Source organism: Pseudomonadales bacterium (genome assembly GCA_024234435.1).
Lineage (GTDB): Bacteria > Pseudomonadota > Gammaproteobacteria > Pseudomonadales > Porticoccaceae > JACKOF01.
Map to the genome: position 1 here is coordinate 103,443 of JACKOF010000001.1, position 12,952 is coordinate 116,394.

Annotated in this window: 14 protein-coding genes and 1 other RNA gene; 6 read left to right on the forward strand and 9 right to left on the reverse strand. The window is 51.0% G+C overall.

Going from position 1 to position 12,952, the window contains the following annotated elements:
- Positions 1-91: 91 nt before the first annotated feature.
- Positions 92-706: a flavin reductase family protein gene (locus H7A02_00515; protein ID MCP5170737.1), complete on the forward strand. Its 615-nt coding sequence runs from the start codon at positions 92-94 to the stop codon at positions 704-706.
- Positions 707-722: 16 nt separating this feature from the next.
- Here the strand turns inward: H7A02_00515 and modC are convergent, their stop codons facing one another.
- The 6 genes from modC to moaC are packed head-to-tail and all read right to left on the reverse strand — an operon-like array spanning position 723 to position 4,420.
- Positions 723-1,790 carry a molybdenum ABC transporter ATP-binding protein gene (gene modC / locus H7A02_00520; protein MCP5170738.1) on the reverse strand — a complete coding sequence of 356 codons (1,068 nt, stop codon included), beginning with the start codon at positions 1,788-1,790 and terminating at the stop codon, positions 723-725.
- On the reverse strand, positions 1,787-2,473 hold the full coding sequence (gene modB, locus H7A02_00525; GenBank protein ID MCP5170739.1) for a molybdate ABC transporter permease subunit: 687 nt from the start codon (positions 2,471-2,473) through the stop codon (positions 1,787-1,789). The genes modC and modB overlap by 4 nt, the downstream gene beginning before the upstream one ends.
- A gap of 7 nt (positions 2,474-2,480) precedes the next feature.
- The gene (gene modA, locus H7A02_00530) at positions 2,481-3,230 is read right to left on the reverse strand and encodes a molybdate ABC transporter substrate-binding protein (GenBank protein ID MCP5170740.1); all 750 of its coding nucleotides are present in this window, start codon (positions 3,228-3,230) and stop codon (positions 2,481-2,483) included.
- The gene (locus tag H7A02_00535; protein MCP5170741.1) at positions 3,218-3,673 is read right to left on the reverse strand and encodes a molybdenum cofactor biosynthesis protein MoaE; all 456 of its coding nucleotides are present in this window, start codon (positions 3,671-3,673) and stop codon (positions 3,218-3,220) included. Before H7A02_00535 ends, modA begins: the two co-directional genes overlap by 13 nt.
- Before the next feature lie 8 nt (positions 3,674-3,681).
- The gene (locus H7A02_00540; GenBank protein MCP5170742.1) at positions 3,682-3,927 is read right to left on the reverse strand and encodes a MoaD/ThiS family protein; all 246 of its coding nucleotides are present in this window, start codon (positions 3,925-3,927) and stop codon (positions 3,682-3,684) included.
- A 7-nt stretch (positions 3,928-3,934) separates the two neighbouring features.
- Positions 3,935-4,420 carry a cyclic pyranopterin monophosphate synthase MoaC gene (gene moaC / locus H7A02_00545; protein ID MCP5170743.1) on the reverse strand — a complete coding sequence of 162 codons (486 nt, stop codon included), beginning with the start codon at positions 4,418-4,420 and terminating at the stop codon, positions 3,935-3,937.
- A gap of 230 nt (positions 4,421-4,650) precedes the next feature.
- Here moaC and serB point away from each other — a divergent pair, with 230 nt between their 5' ends.
- Positions 4,651-5,877: a phosphoserine phosphatase SerB gene (serB, locus tag H7A02_00550; protein ID MCP5170744.1), complete on the forward strand. Its 1,227-nt coding sequence runs from the start codon at positions 4,651-4,653 to the stop codon at positions 5,875-5,877.
- A gap of 20 nt (positions 5,878-5,897) precedes the next feature.
- On the opposite strand, the gene H7A02_00555 is transcribed toward serB, so the two are convergent.
- Positions 5,898-7,979: an EAL domain-containing protein gene (locus H7A02_00555; GenBank protein MCP5170745.1), complete on the reverse strand. Its 2,082-nt coding sequence runs from the start codon at positions 7,977-7,979 to the stop codon at positions 5,898-5,900.
- A 173-nt stretch (positions 7,980-8,152) separates the two neighbouring features.
- Entirely contained in the window at positions 8,153-9,187 is a 1,035-nt protein-coding gene (gene epmB, locus H7A02_00560) for an EF-P beta-lysylation protein EpmB (GenBank protein ID MCP5170746.1), read from the reverse strand.
- A gap of 36 nt (positions 9,188-9,223) precedes the next feature.
- Between epmB and efp the strand changes: the two genes are divergently transcribed.
- Both efp and genX read left to right on the forward strand, forming a co-directional pair.
- Complete coding sequence (gene efp, locus H7A02_00565) at positions 9,224-9,793, forward strand: elongation factor P (protein ID MCP5170747.1); 570 nt, start codon at positions 9,224-9,226, stop codon at positions 9,791-9,793.
- Positions 9,794-9,913: 120 nt separating this feature from the next.
- Complete coding sequence (genX, locus tag H7A02_00570) at positions 9,914-10,852, forward strand: EF-P lysine aminoacylase GenX (protein MCP5170748.1); 939 nt, start codon at positions 9,914-9,916, stop codon at positions 10,850-10,852.
- A gap of 18 nt (positions 10,853-10,870) precedes the next feature.
- On the opposite strand, the gene H7A02_00575 is transcribed toward genX, so the two are convergent.
- Positions 10,871-11,578: an AAA family ATPase gene (locus H7A02_00575; GenBank protein MCP5170749.1), complete on the reverse strand. Its 708-nt coding sequence runs from the start codon at positions 11,576-11,578 to the stop codon at positions 10,871-10,873.
- Between the two features lie 180 nt (positions 11,579-11,758).
- Between H7A02_00575 and rnpB the strand changes: the two genes are divergently transcribed.
- An RNA gene (rnpB, locus tag H7A02_00580) (RNase P RNA component class A) lies at positions 11,759-12,147 on the forward strand.
- A 343-nt stretch (positions 12,148-12,490) separates the two neighbouring features.
- Positions 12,491-12,946, forward strand: coding sequence for a division/cell wall cluster transcriptional repressor MraZ (mraZ, locus tag H7A02_00585; GenBank protein ID MCP5170750.1), 456 nt, complete (start codon positions 12,491-12,493; stop codon positions 12,944-12,946).
- Positions 12,947-12,952 lie beyond the last annotated feature (6 nt).

Genomic DNA, 12,952 nt, shown 5'->3' on the forward strand with positions numbered 1-12,952 from the left:
GTTAATCTGACGGTTAAAAAGGGAGTCGATGACTCCCTTTTTAAGTATTCATTATTCCTGATATGCTTCAGCAAAAAGTCAGGCTTTAACCATGCAGATTGATTTCTCCACGTTATCCCCCAACCAACGCTATTTTTCGATGACTCAAACCATCGTGCCGCGGCCAGTGGCCTGGGTGCTCTCTGATAATGGCGATGGTGGCTATAACCTCGCGCCTTTTTCCTATTTCAACGCGATATGTTCGGCACCTCCACTGCTGATGCTGTCAATAGGTAAAAAGCCCAACGGCGATAAAAAGGATTCTATAGTCAATATTGTTGAACGACATCGCTTTGTCGTTCATATCCCCCACTGGGATTTGGCAGGCGCTGTGACAGAAACGTCAAGAACACTGCGACATGGCGATTCAGAGCTAAAGAGTGTCGACCTAACTCTGACCAAGTTTGACGATTTCAGTTTGCCACGGGTAGCGGAGTGCCGTATTGCCTACGGCTGTGAGCTCTACAAAGTAGAGGAAGTCGGTGAGGTTCCACAGACTCTCATTTTGGGTGAGGTGAAACACTTGTTCCTCAATGACAGGGTGGCGACTGTTGACGATAGTGGCCGGTTACACGTCGATGCGCTGGCCGTTGACCCTTTATCCCGGCTGGGTGGTGAAGAGTATGGTCGCCTGGGAGAGCTAATATCTGTACCCCGGCCCAAATAGAAAAAAATTTGAAAGGTCAGAGTTTTTCTGACAACAGCGCAACACTCTTGATTTGAAGATACACAGGTTTGCCAACCTGCAGCCCCAGGTGCTGCAGAGACTTCTGGGTGATTCTGGCCAGAATACATTGCCCGCTTCCCGTAATCTCGGCTTTAACAACTGCTCTCGAAGTATTGACCAGTTCTATACCGGAAATGGTTGCTGGCAAGATGTTGAGAATGCTGGTGTCAGCAGATTTTGACAGCGTCAGGCTGACATCGCGGGCGGGGATGCGAACGCGCAGAGTCTCGCCTACAGCACTGGTGGCACGGGTTAGCCAAAGTGTATTGCCACCGCCGATATCCAGTGTACTCATCCCGTGTTTTGGTTCGTGCCCGGCTACTTGCCCACAAAGGATGGCTGCAGATTGCTCTGCTTTGCTGAGAGACAGATCCAGTCGTGTCAGCAGATCCAGCAGCGGCCCATTTGCTATTAATTGCCCTTGTTCCATCAGTAACAGCTGGTCTGCTATACGAATGATTTCGTCCATTTGGTGGCTAACATAGAGAACAGGGATTGCCAATTGTGCACTCAGACGCTTCAGCTGATGCAGAATCTCATGGCTGGCGGATGCATCCAGTCCGGCCAGGGGCTCGTCGAGCAGCAGGCAGCGGGGAGAACACAGCAGTGCGCGGCCGATAGCCACGCGCTTCTTTTGCCCCCCGGATAATTGCTCGGGGTGGTGCTGTAGAAGCTGACCCAGACTGAGCCACTGTGAGACCTGGTCAATGGAAGGTCCGTGGTCGTTGAAGCGCCGTTGGTAAGCAAAGTCGAGATTGCCCTGTACACTGAGGTGCGGGAACAGGCGATCTTCCTGAAAAACATACCCCATCTGGCGTTCGCGTGGAGGCAAGCAAGCGATATCGATACCGCTTATGTTGATGCTTCCCCGGCAGGGCTGCAGTCCTGACAGGCAGCGCAACAAGGTGGTTTTGCCGCAACCGGAATGGCCGAAGATGGCAGTGATGCCACGACTGGGGATACCGGCTTCCACCTGTAATTGAAAAGAACCCCGGACTGCGCAGAGATCAAAGGTAATGCTCATTTGTAGCCTGCTTGCCCGGAGCGACGATTCAGGCTGTACAGCGTGACAAGCAACAGAAAGCTGAACAGCAGCAAGCCTCCTGCCATCCAGTGAGCATGCTGGTAGTTCAATGCTTCTACATGATCATAGAGTGCAATCGAGAGCACCTGGGTTTCGCCCGGGATATTGCCACCAATCATTAGTACAATTCCAAACTCGCCAACTGTGTGGGCGAATCCGAGCAATCCTGCTGTGACAAAAGCGCGGCGGGTAATGGGGAAAACCAGATTGACGAACTGGTCGATCTTATTCGCGCCCATGGTCTCCGCTGCTTCAAGTAAACGGGAGTCGAACTGCTGGAAGCCGGTTTGCAACGGCTGCACAACAAAAGGTAGTGAGTAGATCAGTGAGCCGATGACGAGACCGCTAAAACTGAAAGCCAGCGAGTTTCCAAACAACGTCAGCCAGGCATTTCCGAGCCAGGATTGTGGGGAAAAAGCCAACAGCAGATAAAAGCCGATTACTGTGGGAGGCAGAATGAGGGGTAATGCCACAATGGCTTCAATGCTGCCAGCCCAGCGTGAACGGGAGCGGGCCAGCCACCAGGCCAGAGGCGTCGATATCATCAGTAATATCACGCAGGTGACAGAAGCCAGTTGCAGGGTGATCCACAAGGCGGATAAATCGTTGCCGTTCAGTTCCATCAGAGCATTATAGCGGCATCAGGTAGCCGCTATCAGTGATAATTTGTCTGGCGGTGCCGGAGCGGATAAAAGCCATAAATGCCATTGCCGCGTCGGTGCTTTTCTGTGAGTTGATCAGTACCGCTTTCTGGCGGATAGGTCTGGTCAGCAGGGTGGTCACATCAATGCCACTTTGGCGTTGCTGGGTAGAGAGCAGGGACGCGGCTACCAGTGCAGCATCTGCATGGCCACTCTGAAAAAACTGCAAGGCTTGAGCAATATTGTTACCTTGAAGTACCTGCGCGTCTTTCTGCACAGGCCAATTGTTGAGCAATGATTTGGCGGCAACGCCGTAAGGCGCTATTGCAGGGTTGGCAATAGCGATTCGCTTGGCGTGGGCGATAACCTGTTCGGGGTCAGTGGTATATGCCTGATGATGCAGCAGTACCAATCGGCCTATGGCATAGGTGGTCAGAGATTTTTCATTTGCCTTTCCTGAGGCAACCAGTTTTTCAGGTCGAATGGCGTCGGCTGAAAAAAACAGCTGAAACGGTGCACCGTTGTTTATTTGCGCAAAAAGAACACCCGAAGAGGCGCTGCTGATTCTGATACGGTGTTTGCTCTGCTGTTCAAATGCGCGCGCTAGCTTTTCCAGAGTCGGTTTGAAGTTACTGGCGCAGGCAACAGTAATGGTTTCTGCTGTTGCGTTTGAACAAGCGATACTCAGCGTAAGAATAAGACCCAGAATACGGGCAATACGAACCACTACGGTTGCCAACGATCAGCCCTTTTGTCGTCGGACTGTTTGGCTGCCACCCAGCTGGCATCACCGTTGAGATATTGCTCTTTTTTCCAGAACGGCGCAGAGGTTTTGAGGATATCCATAATGTATTCACAGGCGGCAAATGCTGCATCCCGGTGAGCGCTGCTGACACCAACGAGAACAATCTGTTCGCCGGGTTTCAGATCGCCAATTCGGTGAATGATGCGTATCTTTAGTGTGGGCCAGCGGTTGGCCGCTTGCTCGGCCGTTTGCTGGAGCGAGGCTTCGGTCATGCCCGGATAGTGTTCAAGACGCATGTAGGCCAGAGGTTGTTGAGGGTTATCGCGCACCTGGCCGGAGAACAAGGCAATGCCACCTGTTTCAGTATTGCCGGATTGCAGTCTGGTATATTCCGCGCCGGTATCGAAGTCTTCACTCTGAACAGAAATCGAGATCATCTGAATACCTAGCCTCCGGTAACAGGTGGAAAAAATGCGATTTCATCATTTGCGGAGATAGGCGTGTTTTCGTCAGCCATATTCTGATTCACCGCAAATAACACATTGTTATCTGCAAGGGGTAGCTGCCAATCGGGGTTGGATTGTTGCAGCGCCAAGCGCAGCTCACCAACGGTGTTCGGTGTGCTTCCAGTATAGTTGAACTGTCCCGTACCCAGCTGTTCCCGAAGATTGCCAAAAAAAAGTATATTCATGGGTTACCTATAGCGCTTTTGCGTGCCAGCTACCAGATTTGCCGCCGGTCTTTTCCAACAGTCGGAGGTGGTTGATCACTATGCCTTTGTCTACTGCTTTGCACATGTCGTAGATAGTCAGTGCCGCGACCGAGGCGGCTGTTAATGCTTCCATTTCCACGCCGGTTTTGCCATCAAGAGCACAGCGAGCCTGAATACGGAGGCTGGTTTTATCTATGAATTCAAACTCGACTTTTACCGAAGTCAGCATCAACGGATGGCAGAGGGGTATCAGGTCGGGGCACTTTTTCGCTGCCTGGATGCCGGCGATGCGTGCTGCTGCCAGCACATCGCCTTTTTTGTGTCCGCCGCTTTCAATCAGTGACAGGGTTTCCGGCTGCATGTTAACGGTGACTTCGGCAGTTGCGCTGCGGCTGGTGACCGCCTTGCCGCCAACGTCAACCATGTGGGCGTTGCCCTGTTCGTCGAGGTGAGTGAGTGAAGATTGCTTCATAAAAAGTAACTCTAAAATGGGCATTGATCACGGGTATCAGATGGAACCGATGGCACTCTGATGCCAGGAATGAGTACATGCTAAGTCTAATCGATATTGATCGACAGTTGTAAGCGTCACTGAGGAATTAGCGATTTGTAATATTTCATGGGTTTCGCATTCTAACTTGGCATGTGCTCACCTATAATGAGCGCCATCAATTAGAAGCTGAAAAAACGGGTTGGAACGCAGTGCCAGAGATTCTCATTATCAATGTGACGGGCGAAGACAAACCCGGTATTACCAATGCGATAACGTCGGTTCTGGCATCTGCTGGAGCCAGCATTCTGGACATTGGTCAGGCGGTTATTCATTCATCACTCAGTCTGGGGATGCTGGTTGAGATTGATGACAAAACCGACGGTGAAAAGCTCCGAGATAACATTCTTCAGCTGACAGACTCGTTGTTAATGAGTGTGCGCTTTCAGCCCATTACACCGGAAAGTTACCAACGCTGGGTCGATCAGCAGGGAAAGGCGCGTTATATCGTGACCTTACTGTCTCGGGGGATCTCTGCGGAACAGATTTCCCGAGTCACTGCTATCACGTCCAACAACGGCCTGAATATTGATAAAATCACGCGTCTTTCCGGGCGTCTTCCCCTCGACCAGATAGCAAACCGAAACCGGGAAACCGGTAAGGCCTCGGTGGAATTTTCGGTTAGGGGGGAGCCGGAAGATATGGCAGTTTTGCGCCGACAATTACTTGAGTTGTCGGCGGAAATGGATGTCGATATCGCCTTTCAGGAAGACAATATTTATCGCCGCAATCGCCGTCTGGTGGTGTTCGATATGGATTCAACACTTATTGACGCCGAGGTGATTGACGAGCTGGCCAAGGAAGCCGGTGTTGGTGAGCAGGTGGCAGAAATTACTGAGCGGGCGATGCGCGGCGAACTGGACTTTTCAGAAAGTTTTGCCGAGCGAGTAGCCCTGCTTGAGGGTTTGCAGGAGTCGGTGCTCGATCGTGTTGCCCAACGTATCAATATGACGGAGGGTGCCGAGCACCTGATTACCACATTGCACCGGCTGGGATATAAAACTGCTATTCTTTCTGGTGGTTTCAACTATTTTGCCCATCGTATACAGGCCAACCTGAATATTGATTACGTTTATGCCAATGAGCTGGAAGTTGTCGATGGTAAGGTTACGGGCCGGGTGACAGGGCAAGTGGTTGACGGCAAGCGCAAGGCCCAGTTGTTACGGGAAATTGCCCAGGCAGAGAGAATTGCCCTTGAACAGGTGATAGCCGTTGGTGATGGTGCGAATGATTTACCTATGCTGAGTATTGCCGGGCTGGGTATCGCTTTCCGGGCGAAACCGCTGGTGAAGGCGTCAGCCAAACAGTCGATCTCCACTCTTGGACTGGATGCGATTCTGTACCTGATGGGATTTTCTGACAGGGATATGAATCATTAACGGCGGATGCTGGAACTCTATCATTCCGAGTCGTTAAAATCGAAATCCATAGCGGCCATGGGTGCCTGCAGAAAATGCCCCTGAATGTAGTGAATACCGAATTGCCAAAGAGATGGAATCATGTCTGCGTGTTCAACAAAGGGCACGATGATTTTTTCATCTTCGGCGATAAGTGCATTGATCAGTTGCTCAATGTCTTCCAGGTTGCTGCCATCGGCGGTCTGGGTTTTTTCAATCACCAGTGAATCAAATTTTACATAATCAACTTTAATGGTTTTCAATAGCTGAGTGGGGTTAATGGCGAGACCAAAGTGAGACAGTGCAACTTTACTCTGGATTCCGTTTAGTGAATTGATAAAGGCTATAGCCTGGGTTTGATGCCTGCCGACATCGATTTCCCGCAACTGGAAGATCAGTTGTTTTGGTGCGATACCGGATGCTTTCAGTGCAACTTTCAGCCAGGCAATAAAGCTGTCATCGCAGATAGTGCTGCTGCTGATATTGATAAACAGTTTTGTGTCTGGATCGGTTTTCATTTTTTCAGACAGAACTTTCACCGATTCGAGAATGACCCAGCGATCAATTTTGCTGCCCAAATCGGTTTTAAACAGGCGGTCGATAAAGTCGGCTGGCAATTCTTTCGGGTTGCCTTCGGGACTGACTCGCAGGAGCACCTCGTAGAATTCTCCAGGTTCACCGTGAAGCGTGATGATGGGCTGATAGGATAAGTCGAACTGCTCTTTTTCCAACAGTTTTTCGCCCCGGGCAAGTGCGTCGTAGTCGGAAGTTTCCAGTGTATTTAAATCGGCTTCGTAGAGTTTTGCGCCATTGCCGTAGTTGGGTTGATCCTGGGTTGACTGAAGATCGGTAATCGCCTGTAAGCACCTGAAAATACAGCCTTCGGGAGACGTGACCGCTTCAGTGATACCACTGACACCAATGCTGAGGGTGATATTAAACGTCTGGCCATGTAGTTCCAGCGGTTTTTCGGTGGCGGCGTTGCAGAGCTGCTCGGCTATTTCAAGGGCGCTTTCGGCATTTTTTTCCTTGAGCAGCAGAACCAGGCCGTCTTCCTTGAAACGGTTAATTAATGCAGGCGTTTCAAGTTTGGCTTCGATGCGGCCGACTAATGCAGCAATCAATTCTTCCGTGAGCTGGAAGCCAAGCTCCTGCTCAAGGTGTTGGTAGCGATCTATGCTGATGTACAGCAGCGATGATGTTTGATTTTTTTGCGTAGCTTTGCGTATGGCTGTTTGGATGTTTTCGATGGTTCGCTGGCGCTGGCTGATAGTTTTGGTGTTATGTGCTGTTTGAGTCACTTCATCAGTCGAGAGGATGTCGCCGGTAATCAAAAATTCCAGCGCGGGCTCACTCTGATAGTTGACTTGTGAAACCGAGCACTCCACTGGCACAGTAGAACCGTCTGATCGTAAGCCTGAAAATTCCAGTTGCTTGGCTTCCCACTCTTCTTCATCAGAAACCGGCCGTAAAAACTCTTTCAAGCGCGGTTGATCTTCTTTTGCCACCGTGTCGATCACAGGCAGGCAAATCATGGCGTCGGCATCGAGGTAGCCAAACATATTGGCATAGGCATCGTTGGCGTAGAGATAAGTGCCTTCCTGAACGATAGCGACGGCATCTCTGGAGCTGTCGAGCAGGCGTTCCGCACGCAGTTCTGCTTCATTATGGCGACGCTTCCAGTGTCGCAGCTTGCGGCGTTGCTCGAGGTTGAACAGCGTGCGCGCAACGGTCAGCAGGAAAACCTGATCCTGATCGACAGGAGTCACCCAGGCAGCTCCCATGCGCAAGCCATCACTGGTGGCTTCGAATGACCAGTGATCGCAAATAAACAACACGGGTAAGTCCAGGTTTAGTCGTCGCAGATGAGGAAAGATTTCCTTGTTGGGTATTTGCTGGCTTTCGTATTGTGCAATTACCAGATCCCAGTGCTTGTCCTGTAACAGCTTGGCGAGCACTTCAGGAGAATCTGCGTGGGTGGGGTCAACCTTGTATTTTGCATTGCGCAACAGGCTGGCCATACGATTGGCTTCATTCTGGTCATCATGTATGAAAATGACTTTTAAGCTGCCATCTGGTTGCATGCCGAATCCGTTTCCATGATAGAGGTTGGTTAGCGCTTCATTATAAGCAATAGTTGATCTATGGCTACTGGCAGCTTTCAAAATTGTGCAGTTGTTTTTGTGTCCAAAAACACTCTTTTACCGGGTGTTTCAGTTTGGCGGTGTGCTCGCTGTTTGCGAAGGTAATTCGCCAACTAAACAACGGTTGTCTTGTGTGGCTGGCCGGGTATTTCCCTGACAAGCTTTGGTACCAGATAGCCGGGTAATTGTGCCAGCATAACATCTCTCAAGGATACTGCGTGATTTTCATCTACCTCGAAATGAGCAGCACCGCTGACCTTGTCCAGCAAATGCAAATAATACGGCAGTACCCCGACTTCAAATAATCGTTCGCTGAGTCTGACCAGGGTCGCCCCGTCGTCGTTAATACCCTTCAGCAGCACGGCTTGATTCAGTAATGTAACGCCAACTCGCCGCAGGTTTTTGAGTGCCTTCTCAACAGCTTCATCCAGCTCGTTAGGGTGGTTGCTGTGAATGACCATAGTCGTCTGCAGGCGGGTGTCAGATAGCCAGTTGATGCACTGCTCGGTGATTCGAGCAGGGATGACGATGGGTAGTCGGGTGTGAACCCTGAGCCTTTTCACATGAGGGATGTCCGCTATCTGTCGGGTGAGCCAGAGTAGCTGTTTGTCGCTGGACGCCAACGGGTCGCCACCACTATAGATCACCTCACTGACGGTATTGTTACTGGCAATATAATCGAGGGCTCGCTGCCATTCGTGACGGCCGGGTTTGTTGTCATGGTAGGGGAAGTGTCGACGAAAGCAGTAGCGGCAATTGATAGCGCAGCTCGGGCTGACGATTAACAATACCCTGCCGTGGTATTTGTGAATCAGGCCTGGAGTCGGGTTGGCCGTATTTTCCTGTAACGGGTCGGTGCTGTACCCAGGCGCTGCCGACAGCTCATCTCCCAGGGGTAGCACCTGCCTGAGCAAGGGGTCATTCATATCACCTTTTCGAATTCGTTCCAGGTAAGGGCGGGGTACCCTCAGTGCAAAGTCCCTGTGGGCATTGAGGGCGTTTTCCAGCAGAGACTCGTCCAGCTCCAGTAGATGTATCAGCTCTTGCGGGTCGCGAATGCTGGCAGCCAGCTCTTCTTGCCAGCTGATGGTGTCATTTAGAGGTTTGTCTGCAGCACTATCCAAAGTTATGGCAGAACCGGTTATCATAGGCATTTTTATGCTCTAGCAAATATTGAGGAAATAATGGCTAACTATTCTACCAATGAATTCCGTTCCGGTCTGAAGGTGATGCTCGATGGTGATCCCTGTGCCATCGTCGAAAATGAGTTTGTAAAACCGGGCAAGGGGCAGGCGTTCAATCGCGTTAGGTTGCGCAATCTGAAAACAGGCCGGGTTTGGGAAAGAACATTCCGCTCTGGTGAGCAGCTGGAAGGTGCTGATGTTATGGATAGGAACATGCAGTACCTCTACACTGACGGCGAATACTGGCACTTTATGGAACCGGACAGCTTTGAACAGCACCAGGCTGACGCAGCGGTTGTGGGCGAGACTGCCAAGTGGTTGCGTGAACAGGATGATGTGATCGTAACACTGTATAACGGCGCGCCATTGGCCGTTACCGCAGCCAATCATGTAGAGCTCGAAATTGTTGATACTGACCCGGGCTTGAAAGGTGATACCGCTCAGGGAGGAACAAAGCCGGCAACACTGAGTACCGGTGCTGTGGTGAAAGTGCCGCTATTTTTGAACATTGGCGAAGTTGTCAAGGTGGATACCCGCACTGGAGAGTACTTGAGTCGCGCCACCAAATAATCGCGTGAACAGGTTCTGAGGCAGCCAGCTGGCTGCCTTTTTTCTTGTGGCGCCATACGCCAGCTAGATACTGTGTTCAGGCAGAAAACTGGAAAAGCCAAATACAATAGAGACGTTATGATTCACTGGCAACCGACGGCAACGATCGACACCCTGCAACAGCGCGCAGCAGCGTTAAAAGATATTCGACTGTTTTTTTCTGAGCGCGGGGTTCTGGAAGTGGATGTGCCTGTACTCGGGCAGGCCGCGGTAACAGACCTGCATATCGATTGCATCATGGCAGAAGTTTCGGGTCAGAGGCGGTATCTGCAGAGTTCGCCTGAATTCTTCATGAAGCGTTTATTGGCGGCCGGTAGCGGTCCGATCTACTACCTTGGCAAAGCTTTTCGCAACGATGAGTCAGGCAGGCGACACAACCCGGAGTTTACGATGCTGGAATGGTATCGGCAGGGCTGGAATGAGCAGCAACTGATGGCTGAATTAGCCTTGCTTGTGGAAACGGTTGCCGGTCAACCACTCACCGTAGCAATGCGCACTTATCGCGAGGTTTTTGTTGAGCAAACGACGCTGGACCCACATCGTACTCAAACTTCGGAACTGCAAAGGCTGGCTGCAGAGGTCTCCGGACGCGATTTTTCAGACAGTAGTCGCAGTGAATGCCTCGATCTTGTCTTCAGCCTGGTGGTTGAACCGTCATTACCGTCCGGGCTGGTGTGTATTGAAGGCTACCCGGCTTGCCAGTCAGCTCTGGCCCGGCTCGCAAAGGATGCTGCTGGCGAACTGGTTGCCCGGCGCTTCGAAGTCTTTCTGAATGGTGTAGAGCTGGCAAACGGGTATTGTGAGCTTACAGACCCGCTGGAGCAGCAATCCCGTTTTCAGGCGGACGTGGCGCTGCGTCGGGCGGCAGGCAAGGCGCGAATCGAACCGGACAAAAAATTGTTAGCGGCTTTGCAGGCGGGGTTGCCGGATTGTGTGGGCGTTGCGCTGGGTGTTGATCGTCTACTCATGCAGCTGTTAGGGCAAAACGATATTGGCAAAGTAATGGCCTTTATCGACTAGTTCTTGAGGGGCCTGTTGTCATGCGATATTGGTGAGCCCGATGTACTGAGCTGGTGAGAGTGGGCGGCTGATGACGGCCTGCTGTTCGAATTGTTGTTCGCACCACAGGGTTAGGGCGCCGAAATCAGTTTTGTCTCGCTTGTACTGGTTGCCCTGAATTTCAAGAATACCCAAACCATTCTCGGCTGCAGTTGCGTAGTTTTGTGTGTCACGCAATGTGGCAATAACCGGTATTTCCCGGTGGGCAAAAAACGTTTTCAGCTTCTGATAGCCTCGTGAATCTTCTCGTACACGATTGGCAACAATAGCCATTTTTTGCCTGGATGCCATGCTGTGGGTTAGCTTGGTTATGAAGTTGTCCGCTGCGTGCAGATCAAACTCCGATGGCAGCACAGGAATTACCAGAACCGAGGCCTCGTTGAGCAGTGGCTGAATGGTATGCATGTCGGGTCTGGCAGGGGTGTCCACTACCAAGACTTCAGTATTTCTGGGCGGCTGAATAGCCCAGCTGCGAGTGACTCTGGCTGAACAGTTATGGGCGTCTACCAGCTGTATGGCCGCTTCTTCTTCGGAGCGACGATGTGCCCAGTAAACGCTAGCTGCCTGGGGATCCAGATCCATCAGGGTAGTTACTTTCCCCTGCTGGCTGAAATGACTTGCCAGGTTGACTGACAGCGTTGTTTTTCCACAGCCACCCTTCGGGTTTAAGACAACGATTCGAAACATGTTTTTATTCCATCAATCCTTATGATCAGCCATCAAGACTACAAAATTCGCAACGTTCTAAATAGCGATTGGTTCAGGTAGATATTGTGAATTTGTTGGCGAATTTCCTCAAAACCCCTTTTTTTATGGCGAATGGAGACATTATTTGTGTTGTTTGCGTTTCGTGTTAATCTTGCCGCCGGAGTCGGCCAGGCAATCGTCGCTTATGTTTCTCGCTACCTCTCTTGAGTGGTAGGGGGTGCAGAGGGGAGGAAAGTCCGGGCTCCACAGGGCAGGGTGCCAGGTAATACCTGGGGGGCGTGAGCCTACGGAAAGTGCAGCAGAGAGCAGACCGCCGATGGCCTGATGTTGAGTCAGGCACAGGTAAGGGTGAAAGGGTGCGGTAAGAGCGCACCGCGCAACTGGTAACAGATTGTGGCACGGTAAACCCCATCCGGAGCAAGACCAAATAGGAATCCATTGGCGTGGCCCGCGCTGGATTCGGGTAGGTTGCTGGAGGTGTACGGTGACGTGCACCCTAGATGAATGATTGCCCAAGACAGAACCCGGCTTATCGGCTGACTCCGATTTTCTTCTTGATCAAAACGTGTAGCTCTAATCGGTCTAGCTGGTCAAGAAACAACCACAAGGACTTAAAAAATCCATTTTATATTCTCAAAATGCATTTAACTTAAAGTAGTTCTTTAGGTTGGATTTGTATTTTTCTGTTTTTACTCCTGTTATTGCTTTTGCTCCTGTTTAGATCTCGACACGTTCATGGTGGTTTTGTGTGATTTAGCACCATGTTCGCGAATTTTACCTCTTTCAAATGGTTGACTTTGTGCTTTTCAGGCATATAGTGGCGATTAAGTGGGAAAAAGTGGTGCAAAGTGGTTTTTCCATTAAAAACAATAACCTTGTAAGAGAGAAGCGGTGTTTCGGGGCAGCAACGAAATTAACATGGATGCCAAAGGCAGGATGGCTATACCGGCAAGGTATCGCGATTCGCTGGCTTCGTGCTGTGGTAACGCGCTTATCGCCACTATCGATATACAGGATAGTTGCCTGATTATCTACCCGTTGCCCGAATGGGAAAAAATTGAAGCTCAGATCGCGAGCCTGCCGACGTTTAACCCGACAACCCGAAAGCTGCAGCGACTGCTAATCGGACACGCGCGGGAGCTTGAGCTGGATGGCAATGGTCGTGTGCTGATTCCGCCGGAGCTGCGTCAGCACGCCGGTTTGGAAAAGAAAGTCATGCTGGTGGGGCAAAGTCACCGCTTCGAATTGTGGAGTCTGGATAGCTGGAATGCTGGCCGCGAGGATTGGCTGGCCGAGACGTCAGGTGATCTGACGATTCCGGAAGAAATGCAATCCCTGTCTTTGTAAAAGGGA